This is a genomic window from Natrialba asiatica DSM 12278 (genome assembly GCF_000337555.1).
GTDB classification, from domain to species: domain Archaea; phylum Halobacteriota; class Halobacteria; order Halobacteriales; family Natrialbaceae; genus Natrialba; species Natrialba asiatica.
This window is the reverse complement of sequence record NZ_AOIO01000040.1, coordinates 268,871-290,299: the sequence shown is the minus strand read 5'-3', so window position 1 is coordinate 290,299 and position 21,429 is coordinate 268,871. Positions and strand designations below refer to the sequence as shown.

At 64.6% G+C, this 21,429-nt stretch carries 20 protein-coding genes; 14 read left to right on the top strand and 6 right to left on the bottom strand.

Annotation, left to right across the window (positions count from 1 at the left end; genetic code table 11):
- Window positions 1-90: 90 nt before the first annotated feature.
- From argH to C481_RS18970, 3 genes are all read right to left on the bottom strand, one after another.
- Entirely contained in the window at window positions 91-1,566 is a 1,476-nt protein-coding gene (argH, locus tag C481_RS18980; RefSeq protein ID WP_006110955.1) for an argininosuccinate lyase, read from the bottom strand.
- 2 nt (window positions 1,567-1,568) lie between these two features.
- Window positions 1,569-2,795 (bottom strand): argininosuccinate synthase, encoded by a 1,227-nt coding sequence (locus tag C481_RS18975; RefSeq protein ID WP_006110954.1) that lies wholly within the window; start codon window positions 2,793-2,795, stop codon window positions 1,569-1,571.
- A 386-nt stretch (window positions 2,796-3,181) separates the two neighbouring features.
- The gene (locus C481_RS18970) at window positions 3,182-4,474 is read right to left on the bottom strand and encodes a helix-turn-helix transcriptional regulator (RefSeq protein ID WP_006110953.1); all 1,293 of its coding nucleotides are present in this window, start codon (window positions 4,472-4,474) and stop codon (window positions 3,182-3,184) included.
- 86 nt (window positions 4,475-4,560) lie between these two features.
- On the opposite strand from C481_RS18970, the gene C481_RS18965 reads away from it, so the two are divergent.
- The 6 genes from C481_RS18965 to C481_RS18940 all read left to right on the top strand — a co-directional run bounded on the left by C481_RS18965 (window position 4,561) and on the right by C481_RS18940 (window position 7,958).
- Window positions 4,561-4,746, top strand: a complete 186-nt coding sequence (locus C481_RS18965) for a DUF7554 family protein (protein ID WP_006110952.1) — start codon at window positions 4,561-4,563, stop codon at window positions 4,744-4,746.
- A 112-nt stretch (window positions 4,747-4,858) separates the two neighbouring features.
- A complete protein-coding gene (locus C481_RS18960) occupies window positions 4,859-5,374 on the top strand; it encodes a 2'-5' RNA ligase family protein (RefSeq protein WP_006110951.1) in 516 nt (171 codons plus the stop codon).
- A gap of 215 nt (window positions 5,375-5,589) precedes the next feature.
- Window positions 5,590-6,762, top strand: coding sequence for a YeeE/YedE family protein (locus C481_RS18955; protein WP_006110950.1), 1,173 nt, complete (start codon window positions 5,590-5,592; stop codon window positions 6,760-6,762).
- 114 nt (window positions 6,763-6,876) lie between these two features.
- Window positions 6,877-7,170 (top strand): sulfurtransferase TusA family protein, encoded by a 294-nt coding sequence (locus C481_RS18950; protein ID WP_006110949.1) that lies wholly within the window; start codon window positions 6,877-6,879, stop codon window positions 7,168-7,170.
- Between the two features lie 24 nt (window positions 7,171-7,194).
- Complete coding sequence (locus C481_RS18945; RefSeq protein ID WP_006110948.1) at window positions 7,195-7,521, top strand: rhodanese-like domain-containing protein; 327 nt, start codon at window positions 7,195-7,197, stop codon at window positions 7,519-7,521.
- 68 nt (window positions 7,522-7,589) lie between these two features.
- The gene (locus C481_RS18940) at window positions 7,590-7,958 is read left to right on the top strand and encodes a hypothetical protein (protein WP_006110947.1); all 369 of its coding nucleotides are present in this window, start codon (window positions 7,590-7,592) and stop codon (window positions 7,956-7,958) included.
- A gap of 31 nt (window positions 7,959-7,989) precedes the next feature.
- On the opposite strand, the gene C481_RS18935 is transcribed toward C481_RS18940, so the two are convergent.
- Complete coding sequence (locus C481_RS18935; RefSeq protein WP_006110946.1) at window positions 7,990-10,140, bottom strand: ATP-dependent DNA helicase; 2,151 nt, start codon at window positions 10,138-10,140, stop codon at window positions 7,990-7,992.
- A gap of 89 nt (window positions 10,141-10,229) precedes the next feature.
- Complete coding sequence (locus C481_RS18930; RefSeq protein ID WP_006110945.1) at window positions 10,230-11,192, bottom strand: cation diffusion facilitator family transporter; 963 nt, start codon at window positions 11,190-11,192, stop codon at window positions 10,230-10,232.
- A 161-nt stretch (window positions 11,193-11,353) separates the two neighbouring features.
- Between C481_RS18930 and C481_RS18925 the strand changes: the two genes are divergently transcribed.
- On the top strand, window positions 11,354-11,923 hold the full coding sequence (locus tag C481_RS18925) for a metallophosphoesterase (RefSeq protein WP_049904763.1): 570 nt from the start codon (window positions 11,354-11,356) through the stop codon (window positions 11,921-11,923).
- A 4-nt stretch (window positions 11,924-11,927) separates the two neighbouring features.
- Window positions 11,928-12,065 (top strand): hypothetical protein, encoded by a 138-nt coding sequence (locus C481_RS21995; protein ID WP_161605640.1) that lies wholly within the window; start codon window positions 11,928-11,930, stop codon window positions 12,063-12,065.
- A 205-nt stretch (window positions 12,066-12,270) separates the two neighbouring features.
- Here the strand turns inward: C481_RS21995 and C481_RS18920 are convergent, their stop codons facing one another.
- Window positions 12,271-13,383 carry an arginase family protein gene (locus tag C481_RS18920; RefSeq protein ID WP_006110943.1) on the bottom strand — a complete coding sequence of 371 codons (1,113 nt, stop codon included), beginning with the start codon at window positions 13,381-13,383 and terminating at the stop codon, window positions 12,271-12,273.
- A 173-nt stretch (window positions 13,384-13,556) separates the two neighbouring features.
- Between C481_RS18920 and C481_RS18915 the strand changes: the two genes are divergently transcribed.
- The 6 genes from C481_RS18915 (at window position 13,557) to C481_RS18890 (ending at window position 21,384) form a co-directional block, all read left to right on the top strand.
- A complete protein-coding gene (locus C481_RS18915; protein ID WP_049904762.1) occupies window positions 13,557-14,960 on the top strand; it encodes an aspartate aminotransferase family protein in 1,404 nt (467 codons plus the stop codon).
- Window positions 14,961-14,966: 6 nt separating this feature from the next.
- Window positions 14,967-15,974 (top strand): NrpR regulatory domain-containing protein, encoded by a 1,008-nt coding sequence (locus tag C481_RS18910; protein ID WP_006110941.1) that lies wholly within the window; start codon window positions 14,967-14,969, stop codon window positions 15,972-15,974.
- Between the two features lie 209 nt (window positions 15,975-16,183).
- Window positions 16,184-17,287, top strand: coding sequence for an ABC transporter substrate-binding protein (locus C481_RS18905; RefSeq protein WP_049904761.1), 1,104 nt, complete (start codon window positions 16,184-16,186; stop codon window positions 17,285-17,287).
- Window positions 17,288-17,293: 6 nt separating this feature from the next.
- Window positions 17,294-18,439 carry an ABC transporter ATP-binding protein gene (locus C481_RS18900; protein WP_006110939.1) on the top strand — a complete coding sequence of 382 codons (1,146 nt, stop codon included), beginning with the start codon at window positions 17,294-17,296 and terminating at the stop codon, window positions 18,437-18,439.
- Window positions 18,440-20,440, top strand: a complete 2,001-nt coding sequence (locus tag C481_RS18895) for an ABC transporter permease subunit (RefSeq protein ID WP_006110938.1) — start codon at window positions 18,440-18,442, stop codon at window positions 20,438-20,440.
- Window positions 20,437-21,384, top strand: a complete 948-nt coding sequence (locus tag C481_RS18890) for a nitrilase-related carbon-nitrogen hydrolase (RefSeq protein ID WP_006110937.1) — start codon at window positions 20,437-20,439, stop codon at window positions 21,382-21,384. Before C481_RS18895 ends, C481_RS18890 begins: the two co-directional genes overlap by 4 nt.
- Window positions 21,385-21,429 lie beyond the last annotated feature (45 nt).

Genomic DNA, 21,429 nt, shown 5'->3' with positions numbered 1-21,429 from the left:
CGTTTTCATTTTGTATGTCACGTATGGTGTATATTGTCCCCTCAAGGGGACGGCGGTCGCGGGGGCGAAATTGGCGACGACAACGGTGACTCAGACATAGTCGTTCACCTCCTCGCGCAACGCCGTGTGTGCCGTCTCGAGTTCGGCGGCGAGTTCAGAGTGAGTCGACTCGTCGGCATCGAGCGCATCGCGGCCCGATTCGAGCTGTGGTGCCGTCGCTTCGGGGGCCGGCCCACCCCGTGAGTTGCGGCTCGCAACGCTTTCGGCGGGATCGAGCGCGTCCGCGACGGCATCGGGGTCGACGTAAGACCCGAGCGGTTCGCCGAGAACGTCTTCGGCGGCAGCGTCGAGCGCGTCGTAGTCCGAGCTATTTTCGGCGGCAGTAGCGACCAGTTCGTGAGCCGTCCTGAACGGCAGCCCGTTCGCCGCGAGCAGGTCGGCGACGCCGGTCGCCGTCGAGAAGCCCGCGCCAGCTTCCGCGGTCAGCGCCTCCTCGTTCCAGTCCGCCGTCGCGATCGCGCCGGCCGCAACCTCGCTCGCCTCGACCGCCGCATCGACGGTCTCCCACGCGTGGGTCGTCGCGCGCTGCAAATCACGATTGTAGGCCCGAGGCAGTCCCTTCAGCGTCGTCGTCAGCCCCTGGACGTTCCCGGCCGCATCGCCCGCAACCGCGCGGACGAGTTCGAGCGTGTCGGGATTTTTCTTCTGGGGCATGATCGACGAGGTCGAGGAATAATCGTCCGCGATGGAAACGAAACCGCGGTTCGCGAAGATGATCAGATCCTCCGCGAGGCCGGACAGCGTCGTCGCGTGGGTCGACAGCGCCTGGGTCGTCTCGAGCAGGAAATCCCGGCTCGAGGCGGCGTCCATCGAGTTCACAACCACGCCGTCGAACCCGAGCAGGGACGCGGTGAACTCGCGGTCGACGTCGAAGGTCGTCCCCGCGAAGGCCGCTCCGCCGAGGGGGGACTCGTTGATCCGGGCGTAGGCCTCGAGTAACCGTTCGGTGTCGCGACGGACGGCCCCCTCGTAGGAGAGCGCCCAGTGAGCGACGGTGGTCGGCTGGGCGGGCTGAAGGTGAGTGTACCCCGGCATGATCGTTTCTGCGTGCGTGTCCGCAACATCGAGCAACGATTGGCGCAGTGCAAGCGTCGTCTCGATCGCGTCGAGGACGTCCTCGCGCAGGCGGTAGCGAATGCAGGTCGCGACCTCGTCGTTGCGCGAGCGCGCGGTGTGCATCATGCCGCCGTCCGCACCGACGCGGTCGATGACGGCCGTCTCGATGGCCTCGTGAACGTCCTCGCCGTCGGGCAGCGAGTCGTGGCCGGCGACTTCGATCGCATCGAGCGCGGTCAGAATCGACCCCGCCGTCTCCGCGTCGATAATCCCTTGCTCCGCGAGCATGAGGGTGTGTGCGCGATCGACTTCGAGATCGGCCTCGAAGATCCGTTCGTCCGCCGCAAGCGAGGAGAGGAAACTCCGGGCGGGGCCGCCGCTGAAGCGGTCTCGCCGGACGACGCCCGACTCGTCTCCGTCGGCTCCGCCGCGAGCGCTCTCCTCGGACATGACTACTCCTCGCCTCCGTCGGTGGCGAGTTCGACCGTCTCGGCGTCCGCGTCGTCGTCGGTCACCGCGTTCGCGAGGCGGCGCTGGAAGCCGTGGTACTTCGCGACGCCGGTGGCGTCCTCCTGCTTGATCTTGCCGACCGTTTCCGTGTCGAAGGACGCGTGTTCGGCCGAGTACGCCGCGAACTCGCTATCGCGGGCGACCGGGCGAGCCGTGCCACCCTCGAAGCGAACCGTGACGGTGCCGGTGACGCGCCGCTGGGTTTGGGCGATGAAGCCCTCGAGTGCACCGACGAGCGGCGCGTCGACCAGTCCCTCGTAGCCCTTCTTCGACCAGCGCTGATCGATCAGCTGCTTGAACTCGCGCTCTTCCTGGGTGAGCACGAGCCCTTCCAGGGCTTCGTGGGCGTTGAGAAGCGTCGTGGCGGCGGGGTGCTCGTAGTTCTCGCGGACTTTCAGCCCGAGCATGCGATCTTCCATCGAGTCCGTGCGACCGACGCCGTAGGATCCGGCGAGTTCGTTCAGGTGCTCGATGAGCGAGACGGAATCGTACTCCTCGCCGTCGACGGCGACGGGGTACCCCGCCTCGAAAGTGATCTCGATTTCCTCGCTCTCGCCGGACGGTTCGTCCGTCCAGTCGTAGATGTCCGTGGGCGGGACGTAACTCGGGTCCTCGAGTTCGTCGCCCTCGACGGAGCGACTCCAGAGGTTGGTGTCGATCGACCAGTCGCCGCCGCTGCCGCCCTCGACGGGGAGGTCCTTGTCGTCGGCGTACTCCTGTTCCCACTCGCGCGTGAGTCCGAGTTCGCGCACGGGGGCGATGACTTCGAGGTCGGAGTCGCGCCAGACGGCTTCGAAGCGGAGCTGGTCGTTCCCTTTGCCCGTACAGCCGTGAGCGATGCCGTCACAGTCCTGTTCTTGAGCGACCTGCAGGATCGCCTCGGCGATGACGGGACGAGCGAGCGCCGTCCCGAGCGGGTAGCCCTGGTAGGTCGCGTTCGCGCGAACGCTGTCGAAACAGAGGTCGGCGAACTCGGCTTTGGCGTCGACGACGTAGTGATCTAGATCGAGCGCTTCTGCGGTCTCTTCTGCTTCGTCGAACTCCGAGGCCGGTTGGCCGACGTCGACGGTGACGCCGATGACCTCGTCGTATCCGTACTCTTCCTCGAGCAACGGGACACAGACGGTCGTGTCCAGTCCACCCGAGAACGCGAGTGCAACGCGTGTCATATCCGAACAGAACCGAGGGATATACTTAAATTCATTGCTTCAATTGTTGTAATTTATGGAGAGAGCGGACGCTAACCGGAAAAATAGGAATTACCTATCAATTTGGGAAACAGCATGGAACGTGGGGGAAGGGATAGTACGGGCTCAAAGGCCCGGTCGCGGTCGTCGCGGTCGCGGGGAGACAGCCCCGCCGGTCACGACAGAAGCGAACGCAGTTGCAAGACCGGCGGACTGCGTCATTGCACCCTCCTACGAGACTTGACCCTATTAAATCCTCGTGTCGGGCAAATGTTGCACCGGGTTGCACGCAGAGTCAAAAGCGATCGTGGCTTGCGGGATCGAGCGCAAGAATACGGAACGAAATCGCTGCCAACTACCAACGACGACTACTGTTCTGACTCGGCTTCGTCCGGCAGCGCCAGCACGTTTTCGCGCCCGATTCGGAAGACGTCGATCTCGTCGTCCTCTCGCAACCCGCCGACGACCTGACTCGTCTTGGCTTCGGTCCACTCGAGTTCGGAGACGACCTGTTGCTGTTTGATCCGGCCACCGGATCTCTCGAGGAGTTTAAGCACGCGCTCTTCGTTGCTCAAGAGTTCCGGCGGCGGGCTATTCGACCCGGAACCACCGCCGTTTCCGCGAGGAGAACCCGAAGCCGGGGTCGACGACTCCTCTACCGACTCTCCCGCCGCCCCGCTTGTCGGTGGCCGGGACCGTGGGTCAGTACTGGATCCGGACCCGAACCTGGAACCGCTCCCGTTCCCGGGGCCTCGCCGAGTCCACCACGCGGCGGCTCCGATACCGACGCCGACCGCCGCCAACACAACGAGCGTCGCAACGATGACCAGCCGCGACAGTGATAGCCCCTCACCCGCTCCGTCCGACGTCGTGGCAGTCTCGCTATCCTCGGTCATGACGATCATGGGCTGATCCTCGATAAATTCCGTTTCGGCCCCGTTCCAGAGAACTGACTCCTCCGAGGACCCCGCCGGCTGCGGATCAGCCTCTTCGATCACGTATCCGTCCGGCGGGATTATCTGTAGCGTCGTCCCCTCGGTGGGTGTAAACCAGCCCGCGAGTGCATCTCCCGCCTCGATCTGGTTCAACACGACGTTTGCAAACGACGACCACTCGAACGTGAACGTGACGTGACCGAGATCCTGTGGCGTCGCCGAACTCGTCGTCGTCGTCACCGTGGTGTTCGAGATGTTCATCTCTCGATTCGTCCTGTTCTGGGCTTCCTCGACGTCTTGTTCCCAATCCGCTTCTTCTCGCGCAGTATACGCGTCCGGATTGGCCTCGACGTCCGACTCGAGTTCGTTCCAGTCATCCGATCCCGCCTCGAAGCGATAGTCAACCTCGACCGTCGCAGAGCCATCCTCCTCGAGGAAGATGCTGATGTGGGTCTCGGTCGAGTTATTGAGATGTGAACTCGCATCGGGAGCGTCGTCTTGCACCTGCGGCTGTAGCTGTTGTGACTGTAACAGTGACTGTGACGAAGTCACAAACTGACCCGTAGCCTGACCCTGTTCGTGCACCGGCACTTGTGTCGACGCGAGCGACTGACCGGTTGCCGTGTCGGTCGCCACCACAGCACCCGACATGGACCAGCCCACCGCAACCGTACACCAGACGACGACGAGTGCACATACCAGGGCTCGAAGCCCCTTCCCGTCCATTACGTACAACTGCTGGGGCCGACTAAATAGGTCTTTCCGACTCCAGTAGCGGAGTGTTTTTCAATTTGCCTGACAAAGCACGAGTTATGATCGACACTCGTGGCGCACTCGCGGTCGAAACCCTCCTGAAACTCGTCCTCGTGTTAGTCGCCCTCTTGCTCGTCATCGAGGTCGTACAGGCGATCGTCGGCACCCTCATCGGAATCCTCCAGCCGCTGCTCATGCTTGCAGTCCTCGTCCTGATCGGCCTGTGGCTGCTCGACCGGTTGTAAGTGGCGCTGAATCAGCGAGGTGCGATTTGCGCGCTCGCACGCGTAACAAAACGCAAAAACGGGAACAGAACGCTCAAACGTTCCCCACCACAATCACTAGTCGACTCGACGCGTGTACAGCGTTATCGCCCCCGTCCCCGGCCGCGTCCGCAAACTCGCTACCGATCTCCATCCCGAACTCGTCGCCTTCGAGCACGTCCGCCGGACCCACTCGTGTCTCCTCAAACGGCTCGGCGATGCCTCACGGACACACCTCACTCACCTCCAGCGTCGGACCCACCGTGCGCTCGAAAACACGGCCGCCGTCGACGCGACGATCACCGGTATCGACTACTTCGACGACCCGCCGATCGGCTCCGCACCCGTTGTCTACCTCAGCGTCGACAGCCCCGGTCTCGAGGCCATTCACTCCCAACTCATCGAGATCTTCGATCCCGTCGACGACCTCGAAGGCGACGACTACGTCCCTCACATCACCCTCGCTCGCGGCGGCGACACTGCAACCGCGCGGCGACTGGCCGACCGCGAGATCGACCCGATCACCTGGACCGTCACTGAACTCGAGTTCTGGAACGGCACGGAAAAGGTACCGGCGAGTCGCGTGCCGTTGTCGTCACAGTCGTTGTAGTCGTCGTCATTGTCGCATTTCGTCCCCGCAATCGGCGGTACGCGATAGGTGCAAATGCTGCTGGTAGCTAGTAGCCACAGAGACGCCAGTCCACGACGTTCGTCACCGAGAGAAGCCGTTACCGGCCGAATTCGGCGACTCGAGTTCGTCAGGAGTGGGGGAATAGTCATCCGGCTGGACGCGAGTTAAGGCCGGCAAGGCGCTGTTTTTCGGTGGTGCTTTCGACACTACTCGTTGCAGCGCTCGTCGGGACCGCGCTGGGGGCGTTCCTCCAGAAGGGACGGTTCTGCTTCGTGAACGCCTTTCGGGACTTCTTCGCGTACAAAGACTCTCGCGTCACGAAGGGCGTTCTCGCTGCGACGCTCCTGACGATGGTCTTCTGGGGGATCGCCTATCAGTTCGGGTACTATCAGACGTTCTGGACGCCCCAGTGGGGGTTCACCGGACTCGTCGGCGGGTTCATCTTCGGAATCGGGATGACCTACGCCGGCGGCTGCGCCAGCGGCACGCTTTACCGGGCCGGCGAGGGCTACCTGCAGTTCTGGCTCACGCTGCTCTGTATGGGCATCGGCTACGCGGCGTTTACCGTTGCCTTCCCGACGCTCGATAGCACGTACTTCGCGGCGCTAACGGTGGGCGAGGGCGTCAGCCTGTTTACCGTCACGTCGATCCCGGCGGGACTGCTCGGCGTCGGCGTCGCGCTCGTCGCGCTGCTCGGGTACGCCACCCTCATCGGACGGGCCTCGACGACCGCCGCGTTCGCCGAGCGCGCGGACGCGGCCCAGTTGAACCTCGCCGCATTTCGCGCGCCGATCGTCGGATTGCGCCAGTTCGCCCGCGGGACGGCCGCCTACGCTCGCGGTCTCGCTCGCGCGTGGCGAAACCCGATCGCCGCGAGCAAGCAGCCCTGGGACCCCCGCACCGCCGCCCTCGGGATCACCGCCGCCGCCGTGCTCTGGTTCACCCAGCACTCGATCGTCGGCGTGACCGGCCCCGAATCCCGCTGGACCGGCTACCTGCTCTCGCAGGTCGGCGTCGAGACGAACTCGTTCGAGTATTGGGGCTCCGTGCTCTTCCAGGGCCAGGGCGTCGACGTGACCGTCGACATGGTGATGATCGCGTTCGTCATCGTCGGCGCGTTTCTCGCGGCTCTCTGGAGCGGGGACTTCGCGGTCCGCGTGCCGAAGCGCCGGCGACTCCCGAACGCGGTCGTCGGCGGGCTCCTCATGGGAACCGGCTCCCGACTCGCCCCCGGCTGTAACATCGGGAACATCTACTCGGGCATCGCCGAGCTGTCGGTCCACTCGTTCATCGCCGCGGTCGGCATCGTCGCCGGCGTCTACGTGATGACCCACTGGATCTACCGCGAGGTCGGCTGTGCCATCTGACGCGCCGTCCTCGCCCGTCCGGCCCCGTCTCCGGTCGAATCGGTCGTCAACTACCGCCGAATTAGCACAGAATCAGCACAGAATCAGCACACGCACATACGCACACACAGACACATGCCATCAATCGACGACGTAACGAACACCCCGGACGAACTGAGCGACGACGACGCAGCCGAACTCTTCGAGGAGGCCGACCTCGTCCAGGACATGATGGGCGAGGTCTGTCCGTACCCGCAAGTCGAGGCCAAAAAGGGCCTCCAGCGGCTCGAACCGGGCGACCTCCTCGTCCAGGAGACGGACCACGTCCCCTGCACCGAAAACGTCCCCCGAGCCGTCGGCGACGACGCCGAAGCGAAGGTGTGGCGAAGCGGCGACGCAACCTATCGCATCTACCTCCAAAAACAATAGTCCCTCCGAACGATACTTCAGACAATGATCGACGAACTCTCCCCCGAAACGGTCCGCAACCGCCTCGACAGCGACGACCAACTCGACCTGATCGACGTCCGCGAGGACGCGGCCTACGACGACGGCCATCTCCCCGGTGCCGAACACGTCACGATCGACGAACTCGAGGAGACGGTCGTCGACCGCGACTGGGCCGACGAGGTTATCGTCTACTGCTATATCGGCAAGACCTCGATCCAGGCCGCTCGACTCATCGACGAGTACGGCGACGCAGAATCCGTTGCGAGCATGGACGGCGGGTACGAGGCCTGGGAGTCGGCCGCGTCCGAATCCAGCCTTCAGCCGCAGTAACGGGAAGGCACACGAGACACGGCAGTTCGGCCAGAAACTATTCGTGGCTACTATCGCGTCTCTGTTCTATGAACCGACGTTCTGTCGTGGCACTCGCTGCAACCGTCCCGTTTGCAGGCTGTACCGGGCTCCTTGCCGGCGGTGGCGTCGATACGACGATCGGCGAGGACGAAGTCGTCGAGTTCAGCGCCGACGCGGGATCGGAACTGGCAATCACGGTGGAGATCGAGGAGATATTTCCGCTCGGTGACGGCGAGAACGGGAGCTCGGACCTCGAACGCGAGGGGATCGGATTTCGACTGGATCACGAAGAAAACGGCATCATCGATACTCGGACGATCACGGCGGACGAGGAGTCGTTCGAAGTAGCAGTTGAGGACGGCGGAACGTACGTTGTGATGCTGATTGGCGGTGTTGGACACGTGACGATCGAGTGAGCAAGCGAGCGTCGAAAGCGCCCGTGCCAAATCAGGGTGCTGGCGGGTCGCCACTGTAGCAACCGTGGTCGCCGTAGAAGTTTCGCATTGCGAACTTGAGTTTGTCCGAGCCGATATCGAGTAGCTCCTGTCGTTGTTCGTACGGAAAGGTACTGTTGACGCTGTACTTGCCGAGATCAGATTTCGCCTGCTTCGAGTAGCGTCGGTCGAGTAGCGCGCGGACGCCGATGTCTTCGGGCGAGCGGATGACTCGGCCGAGCGCCTGTCTGGTCTTGCGGACGGTCGGAATCTCGACCGCGTATCGCCAGCCGGTCTCGGTTCCCTCGAAGGCCGCGTCGTAGGCCTCCTGGACCGCCTCGGCCCGGTCGTCGAGGTGGGGGTACGGAACGCCGACGACGAGTACGGTTCGGGCATCCTCGCCGTCGAAGCTCACACCCTCCGCGAGCGTCCCCCACAACGAAGTACAGAGGACGGCGTCGTCGGCCGCGATGAACTCCTGTCGCAACTCCTCGACGGCAACACCGGGCTCGTCGAGGTAGACCTGCCGTTCCGAACGGTTCTCGAGTCGTTCGGCGTACCGACTCGCTTCCCCGTAGTTCGGGAAAAAGGCGAGCGTGTTCCCGGGCGTCATGCGAACGGCGTCGTGGATCGTTTCCGTGACAGCCGCCTGGACCGCCGAGTCGTCCCGGTCCGAAGAGAAAAGCGGCGGCGTCTCGACGGCGTAGGTCCGGCGGTTGTCCGCGGGAAACTGCAGTCCGTAGGCCATCGTCACCGGCTTCTCTAGCCCCAACACGTCCTCGGTCACGTCGAACGGCTGCAGCGTTGCGCTCATCAGAACGGTTGCGGACACCTCGTCGAACAACTGGCCGGTGACCTGCCGGGGCAGACAGGAGTACAGCTCCGCGCGGCCGTAAATCTCGTCGGTTCCCGCGTCTCGGGTAACGGAAACGACCGGATAGAGGCCTTCCTTCGCCCCTTCGTTCATCCACGCGCTGACGAACGCCGCCGCCTGGAGCGTCTGACACTCCGTTCGCGTCGCCGTCTCGCCCTCGCGGTAGGCCTCTTCGTACTCCTCGTCTAACTCCTGGCCGAGTTTCATCGCCGCCTCGAGATCCGTCTCGATCCCCTGCCCCGAGTAGCGCCGTAAGAACTCGAGCGTGAGGTCGTCGCGTCGGCCCTCGTTGGCGATCGGGACGTCCTCCCAGCTCTCGCCGATCCGTTCGCGCTCGCCGAAGCCGAAGGAATCCTCGTAGGTTTCGACGAGCGCCCGATGAAATGCGGAGAGCGCGTTCACGGCGTCCTCGGCGCGGGGGTCGTCCGAGTCTGCGAGTTCATCCAGCGCGGACTCGAACGTGCGTTCGGAGCAGGTCCGGGTTGCGTGCTCGCGGGCGGCGTCCTCGACGTTGTGGGCCTCGTCGAAGACGGCGATCACGTCATCGGGATCGCGGCCGAGCCAGCGGAAGAACTGCTCGCGGATCGTGGCATCGAGCAGGTGGTGGTAGTTGCAGACGACGAGGTCGACGCCCTCGATGCCCTCCTTCAGGAGTTCGTAGCCGCAAAGCTGGCGCTGCTCTGCGTAGTCGTAAATTTCGTCCGGGGTGCGAACGTCCTCGAAGAGCCAGCCGAAGAACGCCTCGGTGTCTTCGGTCAGGTTGTTCCGGTAGTACTCGCAAACGTTCTGGTCTTCGAGGTCGTCGAGGCGTTCCTCGATGGACTCGAGTTCGTCCATGACGGCGCTGCGGGCGTCGGCCGCGCCGCCGTCGCCGTCCTGGCTCTCTTGGAGGAGTTCGCGCTGGCGGCGTTCGAGTTGCCGTTTGTCCTGTTCGGCGTCGACGAGGGCGCGGGTGTTGTCCCGGAGCGTCTGGCACTCCTCGTAGCCGACGTCGATGTGGCACATCGAGCCCTTGCCTTTGAAGACGACGGCGCGGATCGACTCCTCGCGGGTGATCGCGCGGGCTTCCGCGACGAACTGGCGCATCTGCTGGTGGACGTTCGTCGTAATGACGACGGTCTTGTCCTGTTCGCGGGCGACCTCGAGGGCGGGGACCAGCGAAGAGAGCGTCTTACCGGTCCCGCAGGCACCCTCGAAGAGTACGTTTTGCCCGCGTGTGAGCGCGTTGTGGATGCGGTCCATCGCCTCGCGCTGATTCTCGTACGGCTCGTCGTACGGGAAAAAGCGCATGTACCCGGCTGTCTCGGACACGATAGGTGATTGGTTCCCCCTCCGATAAAAGGGTTCGTCTCGGGTCAGCGCCTGCGGTCACGACGCGCTCAGAGGCGGTCGGACTGCGACGTTTCGGGTTCGATGTAGATGCGTTGGATCTGATCGTCGTGTTCCTTCAGCGCCCGTTCGATGGCGGTGATCCGCTCGTCGATCGTCGCCGCATCGAGTTCGGATTCGAACGCGACATCAGCGGTGACGAGTAACTCTTCGGCACCGAAGTAGACGGTGCGAAAGTCGACGAGTTCGGTGACGCCGTCCCAGCCGGCGACGATGGCGCGGAGTTCGTTTTCGGCGGGGGCGGGTAAGCTCTCGCCGAGCAGGAGGCGCTTGTTCTGCCAGGCCAGGGCGACGGCGAAACCCATGAGCAGGATGCCGATAACGAGCGCAGCGCCGGCGTCGTAGATCGGGTTTTCGTACGTTCGAGAGAGGTAGATGCCGAGGAGGGCGATACCGGCACCGACGAGCGCGATGGTGTCCTCGGTGAGTGCGGTCAGCGTCGTCACGTCGCTGGTCTTTCGGAACGCCTCGCGAAACGACTCCCAGCCGTATTCCTCCATCTGGGCGGTGAGTCCCTGGTAGGCCTTCCAGAACGCGTAGGATTCGAAGGCGATCGCCCCGAGCAACACCGCGTAGTTGACGTAGATCGGGTCGAACGTCGCGCCGAGCAGCGTCACCGACTCGTTCGCCCGGTGGACCTCGCCGGCTTGCAGTGCGCTGTAACCGTGTGTCGCGCTCTCCCAGCCGGCGATGCCGAACAGCATGACGCTCACGAGGAAGCTGTAGAAGAACTGGGCCTTGCCGTGGCCGAACGGGTGCGATCGCGTGGGCTCCTGGGCGCCGTAGCGGATGCCGATCAGCAGGAAGACCTGGTTGCCCGTATCCGAGATCGAGTGATAGGTCTCCGATAGCATCGCGGGGCTTCCGGTGAGCACGAAGCCGCCGAATTTGAGGACCGCGATCGCGGCGTTTGCAAACAGCGCAGCGAGGACGACGGCGGTACTGGTAGCCATCAGGTTCACTATCGAGACAGGTTCCCAAAGAGGTATGCCGGACACGAGCAGGGTCGCGGCTGCTGAGAGTCCATCCTCGATGCGGAACCGACGAAACCGACAGTAGCACTATCACCACCACACCGAAACCCATGCCACGGACGGCGTTCGTAGACGGAGCCATGACCGACACCGACACCGACACCGAATCATCGGCGACGACGATCACCGTTCTCTCGGACACCCACAGCGCCGACGGACACGAACTCGACGGAGACGTGCTGCGTGCAGTCCGAAACGCGGACGTCGTAATTCACGCGGGCGATTTCACGAGTTCAGCGGCGTTCGAGGCGTTGCAAGACGAGTGTGCGGCCCTGTTTGCAGTCCACGGCAACGCGGACAGCGCGGCGGTTCGCGACCGGTTGCCGGCGGCCCGCGTCGTCGAGGCGGGCGGCGTTCGCTTCGCGGTTACGCACCGCCGCGACGGCGGCGAGACGGGACTGGCGATGTTCGGCCGCTCGCGGGACGCCGACGTCGTCGTCTCGGGACACACCCACCGCCCGACGGCCGTCCGGACGGACGATTGTCTCCTGTTGAATCCCGGTAGCTACGCCCAGCCACGCGGGCATCGGCCGGGATACGCCGTTCTCGAAACGGCTGATGGCGACAGTGATAGCGACACGGACGGTCCCACTCTCACCGGCGAAATCCGCGAGCCGACCGGTGAACTCGTCGAGTCGGTCGTCGTCTGAAGACATGAGTCGACTGCCGCGGGAGCGGGCAGTCGAAGCGGCGAAAGGTGGAGGAGAGACGAGGACGCCAGCGGGTGGCGAACAGCGGAGACGGCTGCGGTGGGGAGGCGGCGAGCGGGAGGGAGAGGATGATCGGGGGTGATCGGATTGGGGAGTGGTTGGGGGTGATCAGGGCATGGCGATGGTGGATGGGGGGATGTGGGGGGGATGCTACCTGACAGCCCTCGAGTTCACCGGCCGATTCCCACCGCGGTGAGCCGGTGATCGAGGCGCATTTTGACCAACGGTGGCAAACACATTATAGTCAGCGCAAGGTGAAAAATCAGTTTTAGTCTCCGTCGGGTCGCTCACTCGAAGTCCCACCAGTCGGCGTAGTAGTCGACGATTTCGGCGAGTTTGTCGGCCGCCGCGTCGAAATCCTCGTCGAGCCACGGGAACGGATCGGCGACTGCTGACTCGAGGTCGAGCGCTCCCTCGAGCGTGCCGAGCATGGCGTACCCGAGGTGGCTCGGGTGGTAGCCCCCTTCCTGCAGGACGACGAGTCGGCCGTCCGCGGTGCGCGCCGCGAGTTCGCGGGCGCGCCTGCCGAGTGATTCGAAGCCGGCTTTCGTCACGACGTTTCGCCCGAGCGGATCGACGACGCCGGGGTCGCCGCCCGCGCTGACGACGAGCAGGTCGGGGTCGTACTGTTCGAGGACGGGGGTGACGAGCCGATCCATCGTCGTCCGGTACCCCTGGTCGCCGGTTCCGGGCGGCAGCGGTACGTTCAGGTTGTATCCTTCGCCCGGGCCGACGCCGCGTTCGTCCACGGTGCCGCGCTGGGGGTGCGCATCGGGATTCCAGGAGTCGTGGTCGTTGTGAACGCTGATCGTCAGAACGTCCGCGCGGTCGTAGAAGATTTCCTGCGTGCCGTTGCCGTGGTGAACGTCCCAGTCGAGCACGGCGATCCGGTCGACGGTCGCGTCGGCGAGCACTTGCTCGACCGCGACGGCGGCGTTGTTGAAGAAGCAGAACCCGTCCACCTGCGCCGGCTGGGCGTGGTGGCCGCTCGGCCGAACGCAGGCGTAGGGCACGTTTTCCAGCCCGTGTTCGAGGGCGTGCTCGGCGGCGGCCGCCGCTGCACCCGCGGCGTGGCGGGCCGCCCGGGCGGTCGCTTCGTTCGCGCCGGTCCCGCCGGTGATGCGTCCGCCGCCGCCGGCACAAAACGCTTCGATCGAGTCGACGTGGGCCGGTTCGTGGACGCGATGGAGTTGGTCGTCCGTCGCGCTCGGTGCCGATTTCCACTCGATCTCGTCGCCGAACTCGTGGCGGAGGATGTGCCTGACGTTCTGTACGCGCTCGGGCCGGTCCGGGTGGGGTTGTTTCACTGCGAGACGGCCGCTCCACTCGGCTTCCCCTTCACCGGCGGGCGGTTCGTGCGCGACGAAACTGTCGTGCCAGAAGGCGGTTCCAGAGACCATAGAGACCCCAGGAATCTCAGTCGTGGTATATGTGTGCATTGCGGAAAGGCGAATCGATCCGTCAGCCGGGTCGCGAACGATCCGACGCCCCGAATTGAATTCCAAATGAGAGAAAGATATATTGCTTGCCGCTACAAGAGATGCTAGAACCGGAAGAGTATTTCCGGGATTCGATGACCGATACCCACTCGCCACACGTCACGTCGACGGACGAACTGCTCGCACGAGCGTACGACCAGTACCAGAAACGGACGTCGAGCTCGGAAGCGATGGCCGACGAACTGCGTGAAATCGTTCCCGCCGGTGTCTGTAGCACGTTTCGGGCGTACGAGCCGTATCCCGTCCATGCACGGCGGGCGGAGGGAACGTCCATCATCGATGTCGACGGCAACGAATACCTCGACTTCGCGTTGAACAACGGCACCCAACTCGTCGGCCATACCCACCAGAAGCTATCCGCGGCCGTGAAAGAGCAAATCGACGACGGAACGCTCTACACGCGGCCGAGCGACCTCCTCGAGTTCGCGGCGCAGCCGCTGATCGACCGCTGGGAGGCGATCGAGCAGGTGCGGTTTACGAACAGCGGCACCGAGTCGGTGATGCACGCGATGCGGCTGGCGCGGGCGGCGACCGGCCGCGAGAAGATCATCCGGATGGAAGGCGCCTACCACGGCGCGCACGATCCGGCGCTCGTGAGCAAGATGCCGCCGGTCGACCGCGCCGGGGCGGCAGCCGACCCGACGCCGGTCAGAGAATCGCAGGGAATCCCCGAATCGGTGCCGGAGAACATCCTTCTCGGGCAGTACAACGACGCCGACAGCGTCGAACGGCTGCTTCGCGCACACGAGGGCGAGGTCGCCGGCATCCTCGTCGAACCGGCCTGTTTCAATCTCGGCGTCGTCGAACCGGAAAATTGTTTCCTCCAGCGGCTGCGCGAACTCGCCGACGAGTTCAATGCGGTGTTGATCTTCGACGAGGTCAAAACCGGCGTCAAACTCTCACCCGGCGGCGGGGCCGAGTACTACGGCATCCAACCGGATCTCGTCGCGCTCGCCAAGGCGATCGGCGGCGGCTACCCGGTCGGTGCGTTCGGCGGCCGGCGCGAACTCATGTCCCAGATCGCAGCGGATCTGAACGAGGGTGTCGCGACCGGTGCCGCCCATTACGGCACGTACAACGGCAACCCGCTCTCGCTCCGGGCGGTCGGAGTCACGCTGCGGGAGATCCTGACCGACGACGCCTACGATCGCGTGGCCGAACTCGCCGACCGACTCGCCGCGGGTTACCGCGATGTGATCGACGATGCCGGTCTCGAGGGCCACGTCGTGACCGCCGGTTCGCAGGGCATGGTGTACTTTACCGACGAACGGATTCGGACGTTCCGCGACTGGGAGCACGTCGACGAAGAGTTCCACGAGGCCTACTGGTTCGGCATGCTCAATCGCGGCGTCATCCCGCACCCGCACGACGCCTCGCAGCAGTGGACCATCAGCGTCCAGCACACGGCGGACGACATCGAGGTCCACGTCGACGCCTTCGCGGATCTCGCCACGCATTTATCCGCCGCACAGCAGTAGTCACGCATGACGAGCGATCCGGACCGGCGGACGTACGACATCCTTCGCCTGCTCGACGCACACGAGCCGATCGGGAGCGTCCACCTCACCGAGCACCTCCGGGAGCGGGGCTACTCGCTCACCGAACGAACGGTTCGGCTCACGCTCGCCGACCTCGACGAAGCCGGCCTGACCGAGAAGGTCGGCGGGAAGGGACGGCGACTGACCGCGGCCGGCCGCGCCGAACTCGAACGCGGCGGCGTGAGCGGCCGGGTCGAACAGGTTCGCGAGCGACTCGCCGATCTGACGAGCCGCGTCACCTACGATCCGCTCGCGGACGAGGGTGCCGTCGTCGTCGGCACCGTCACCGTTCCCGCGACGGCGCGCTCGCGGGTTGACTCCCTTCTAACCGCAATCGACGACTCGCCGCTCGGACCCGTCGTCGCGTCCCTCGAGTTCAGCGAGCGGAACGGGACCGAGTACGTCGAGATCGCGACGCCCTCGAGCGTGACGATCGACGGGGTCTTGCTCGCGGAGGGGATCGACAGCGACCTCGATACCACCGGCGTCGTCGAGTACCATCCCGATCCGGAGACGGTGCCCTACGAGGACCCCGATCCGACGGCACACGGCGGCGCAATCCGGCGGTTTACCGACGTGATCGGGAACGAGCGCGCGACGGTCGACATGGTGTCGTTGCTGATCGAAGCCCGGCGGACGTCGGTCGGGGCCGCACTCGAGGCCGAGGCCGGTCTGCTGGTCGCCGACAACCGCGAGTTCCCGCTCGCTCACTACGACCGGGCGCACGAACTCGCGGCGGCGACCCGCGATCGCCTGGGGGGCGTCATCGACGCTCGCCGACCCCGCGAACCGGGGCCGTTTCCGTGGGACGACCCCGGCTGGGCGTTCGCCTCGCTCACCTGCGTCGGCGCGTCCGAATGCCTCATCGCCCGCTGCGTGGAAGCCGAGGTGGCAACCGAGTGGACGACGCTCGCCCGCGTTCAGCCGCGAGCTGAACTCGACGACTGGTCGTGAATCGTCGAAATTGAACTCGATATCGACGCCGCACTATCGCTGAATAGCCAGATAGTACCCGCATAAGCGAGAATTGGTAGTTCGGAAGTTCACAACCCCGCTAATCTCATTCAACCCCTCTCCGGGCGAAAGAATGGTGGTACGTCATACCGTACTGTGGGAACACTTATGTAGGGATAGCCAGGATACTGTGGGTAGGTGGCAATAGTATGCCAGCACAAAACACGAACGGGCGGCGGGAGTTCCTTCGCACGAGCGCGGCGGTGGGAGGCGCCGCGGCTCTCGGTGGGCTTGCCGGTTGTATAGGGATGCTCGATAGTGGCGGGAATGCGCTGACGGTTGCAGTCTACGGCGGCGTGTTCCAAGAGGTGATGGACGAAGAACTGTTCCCGGCCTTCTCGGACGAACACGATATCGAGGTCGAGTCCGAGGCGCAGCCGACCTCCGAAGAGGCGCTGACGCAGTACGAAAACGCCGTCAGCGCCGGACAGGCACCGGTCGACGTCGCCATCATGGCACAGACCGGCGTTCTGAAGGGGCTAAACTCCAATCTGTGGCACATCTGGAGTGAAGACGACTTCGAGAATCTGGAGTACATCAGCGACGACCTCGTCATGGAGGGCGACGGCGGCATTCCGGCCGTCGGCGCGCTCTCCTGGTACATTAACCTCGTCCAGAACACGGACGTTATCGAGGAGCCGGTCGATAGCTGGGAGGCGCTGTGGGACGACCAGTACGAGAATACGCTCGGCCTGCTCGGCTACGCGTCGAACTCGTTCCTGCTCGATATCACCGCGGAACTGCGGTTCGACGACCCCGAGATCCTGCAGGACCGCGACGGCGTCGAGGAGGTGTTTCAAGAGCTACAGGGAGTCACCGACCAGGCGAATATGTGGTACGAGAACGAGGCGGACTTCCAGCAGCGCCTTCGGGACGGCGAAGTCCCAGCCGGGATGCTCTACAGTGACATCACGCGCGTCATGCAAGACGACGGCGCGCCGGTGCAGTCGAACTTCGTCGAAGAGGGATCCGTACTCGACTCCGGGCTCTGGGTCACCCTCGAAAGCACCGATCTGTCGGAGGAAGCCCGGCAGTTCATCGACTACGCGAGCCAGCCCGCGGTCCAGGACCGACTCGCCGAAAACCTCTATACGAGTCCGACGATCGACCGCGAACACTCCGAAATCGACGACGAACTCTACGAACAGATCGCCGGCCCGGGTCCCGACGAAGCGATCACGCCGAACTACGACCTCTACGTCGAGGAGGAGGACTGGGTCAATCAACGCTGGGAAGAGTTCATCACCAACTGATCGGGTATGAGTGGAATTTCACTCGCGGGCGTGACGAAGCGGTATCCGGGCGGCGTCCTCGCGGTCAAAGGTGTCGACATCGACATCGAGAGCGGCGAGTTCGTCACGCTCGTCGGGCCCTCCGGCTGCGGGAAGACGACGACGCTTCGGACGATTGCGGGCTTCGAAACGCCGACGGACGGCAGCATTCGGATCGACGGCGAGAACGTGACCGACGCGCCGCCGTACGAGCGCGACACGGGGATGGTCTTCCAGGACTTCGCGCTGTTCCCGCACATGACCATCCACGAGAACATCGCCTACGGGATGGAAGCGGCGGGCGAGTACACCGACGAGGAGATCGACGCGCGCGTCGAGGAGATGCTCGAACTCGTCGAGTTGCCCGGCGTCGGCGATCGAACCCCGGATCAGCTCTCGGGCGGCCAACAGCAGCGAATCGCCCTGGCACGGGCGCTCGCACCGCGGCCGAAGGCGCTGTTGTTAGACGAGCCGCTGGCGAGTCTGGACAAGCAACTGCGCGAGCAGATGCAGGTCGAACTCCGCCGTATCCAACAGGAGATCGGGATTACGACCGTCTTCGTCACGCACAACCAGGAGGAAGCGCTGACGATGTCGGACCGGCTGGCGGTCATGAACGACGGGAAATTCGAACAGGTCGGCCCGCCGGAGGACGTGTACAACGACCCCGATTCCCGATTCGTCGCGGACTTCCTCGGAACGGCGAACATCTTCGACGGGTCGGTAACGGCGATCGAAGACGGCTACGCGACCGTCGAGTGTGCCGATGTGACGGTGCAGGCGACGGCTCAGAACGGCGTCTCGACCGGCGACGACGTCTCGGTCATCGTGCGACCGGAACGAATTCGATTCGCTGGGGCGGCCGAATCGGATGCGGACGCGGCCGCAAACGCTACCGTCAGCGCGAGTACGAACCCGAGCGCCGACGGCGGCACGCAACCCGCACCCGAAACCGTCTTCGAGGGCGAGATCACCTTCAAACGCCACCTGGGCAGCAGCGTCGAGTTCCGCGTCGAAACCGACGCCGGTCGCGAACTCGTCGTCGTCCGACGGAGCGGGTTGGACGAACGAGGCCCCGGGGACCGGGTGACGGTGTCCATCGGGGCCACCGACTGCCGTATCGTGGAGGAATAGATGACGAATCGTCCAGACACTTCGTCCGATGCCGGAACTGGAACCGGAACTGCCACCACCACCGACGCAGCGACCGCTGCGAGCGACACAGAGGCATCCACTGCAGAACCGTCCAGTTCGGGCGAATCCGGCCGTGCGGGCCTGAAATCGAGAGCGAAGTGGTACGCGCTGTCGTATCCGCTGTTCTGGCTGGTCGCCGTCTTCTTCATCCCGCTGTGTATGCTGGTCGTCTTCAGCTTCTGGGAGAACATTCCTGGCGGACGGTACCGGATCGGGTTTACGCTCGAGAACTACGCCCGGTTCCTCGACATCGGTTTCACGTCGACGTGGCCGTTCGTCGAACCCGGCCTGTATCTCGGGCAGCTCTGGCTGACGGTCGAACTCGCGCTCGTCACGGCCGGGCTCTCGCTGTTGCTCGGCTATCCGATGGCGTACTATCTCGCGCGGATGAATCGACCGTGGCTGCGGAGCGTGCTGCTCATTACGATCATCTCCTCGCTGTGGGTGACCTACGTCATCCGGGCCTACGCCTGGCAGGTCATCCTGGCTTCGGGGGGAATCCTGAGTTCGGCCGGCGTCGCACTCGGACTCCTCGACGAACCGCAGTCGTTCTACCCGGGCTACTGGGGGCTGGTCGCCGGCATGGTCTACGTCTTCCTGCCGTTCATGATCCTCACCCTCTACAGCAGCTTGCGGAATCTCGACGGCGAACTGCTCGAGGCGTCGAAGAACCTCGGCGCAGGACCGGCAAAGACGTTCCGGCGAGTGACGCTGCCGCTGTCGAAAAACGGCGTCATGAGCGGCACTGCGCTCGTCTTTATCCTGGCGCTCGGCTCGTACGTCCTGCCGCGGCTCCTCGGCAGTTCCGCACAGCGAACGCTGCCGGTGCTGATCGAGCAACAGGTCATGAGCGAGAGCAACTATCCGTTCGGCGCGGCGATGAGCATCGGGCTCATCGTCGTCGTGCTGGTGTTCCTCTGGGTGCTGATCCGCGTGACGAACGTGACGACGGCGAGCCTCGGCGGCACCGAAGAAATAGCGACGGACGGCGGGTCGCAGCCGGCGCGTTCGTCCGCCCCCGGACCGCTGACCCGGTTCCGGAGCGGACTCGGAACCGCGGCGGCGACGGTCGGGCTGACCGCCGCGGGGAGCCGACTTGCGGCTGCACTCGACTCGGTGGTCACGCGGATCGACGCGAACACGCGCGAGTCCATCATCTGGGTGACGTTCCGAGCGTACGTCGCAGCGGTGATGGTGTACGTCGTCCTCCCGCTCGCAATCATCATCGCGGTCTCGTTCACGCCCGAAGAGTTCCTCACGTTCCCGCCGGGCGGGTTCTCCCTGCAGTGGTACGCCGAGTTCTTCGGAACCGCTGACTGGCGAAACGCGTTGCTCAACAGTCTCACGATCGCCGGGGCCGCCGCGCTACTGAGCACGACGATCGGCGGCGGACTCGCGTTCGCGCTCGACCGCTTCGACTACCGGTGGGGGACGATCTACGGGACGCTCGGCGTGTTACCCATTCTGCTTCCGCCGGTCATCATCGGGGTCGCGTTCCTCGTGTTCTTCCTCGAACTCGAGATCGGCGGCTTCGCGCTCGCCGGCTCGCGGCTGGGCATCATCATCGCCCACGGGATCTTCTACGCCCCGTTCCCGTTCATCCTGATCTCGCAGGGATTAGACGAGATCGACCGCACTTACGAGGAAGCCGCGATGAACCTCGGCGCGTCCTCGTTCCGGACGATCCGGACGATCACGTACCCGCTGATCCGGGCGAACGTGGTCTCGGGCGCGCTGTTCGCGTTCATCCTCTCGCTGAACGAGTACATCATCGCGTGGCTGCTGTCGCTGTTCCTCGTTCAGACGATTCCGATCCAGATCTTCAACCAGCTGCGGTACTCCTACCCGCCGACCATCGCGGCCGCCAGCGTGGTCTTCATCTTCCTGACGGTCGTCGTGATGACGGCTATCGACAGGCTCTCCGGAGGGATCTGGGAGTGACGGCGGAACCGGATTCGGGAGCGGGAACAGAAACGGACGCAGATGCGAAGGCGTCGGGCACGGACGCGAATGCACCCCCCGCAACCGACGCCCGAATCGTCGCCGTCCAGCTCACCCCCGAGTTCGGTGCCGTCGAACGCAATCGCAACCGCACAGTTGAACTCGTCCGCGAGCACGCCGACGCCGACCTGATCGTCTTCCCCGAACTCGTAACCTCGGGGTACGTCTTCGAGTCAAAAACGGAGGTCGCGTCGATGGCGGAACCGCGTGACGGCGAGACGGCCCGGGCGTGGAGCGACGTCGCCGCCGATACCGACACCTGGATCGTCGGCGGCGTACCGGAAGCCGACGGGGACGCGTACTACAACAGCGCGCTCGTCGTCTCGCCGTCCGGCGTCGAGGCCGTGTACCGAAAAGTCCACCGCTGGAACGAGGAACACCGCTGGTTCGACCCCGGAACCGACCTCGCGGTCGTCGATACGCCGTTCGGTCGCCTCGGCGTCCAGATCTGTAACGACCTCTGGTTTCCGGAACTCACGATCGCACAGGCCCGCGCCGGCGTCGATATTATCGCCGTTCCGACCAACTGGGTTCCAGGAACGCCGGACGACGCTCCGACTCGACCCGGCGGCTGGACCGTCGGCGTCCACCAAGCGCTCGCCCACGCGAACTCGAATCGCGTGTTCGTCGCGTGTGCGGACCGCGCCGGCACCGAACGCGGCGTCACCTTCGAAGGACAGAGCGTTATTCTCGACCCGGAGGGGGTCCCCCTCGCGGGACCGGCAGCGACGACCGGCGAGTACGAACTCGGCGCCGAGTGCGCGCTCGAACGGGCACGGGCGAAGAAACTGACCGACTACGACGACGTGCTCGCGTCCCGACGGCCGGCGATCTACGGGACAGCGCAGCGAGACGAACAGGGAACGGACGCGAACACCGAGTAGCGCGACGCGAGTTCAGCCGTCGCCCGCTGGCCGAGCGGGCGTGTC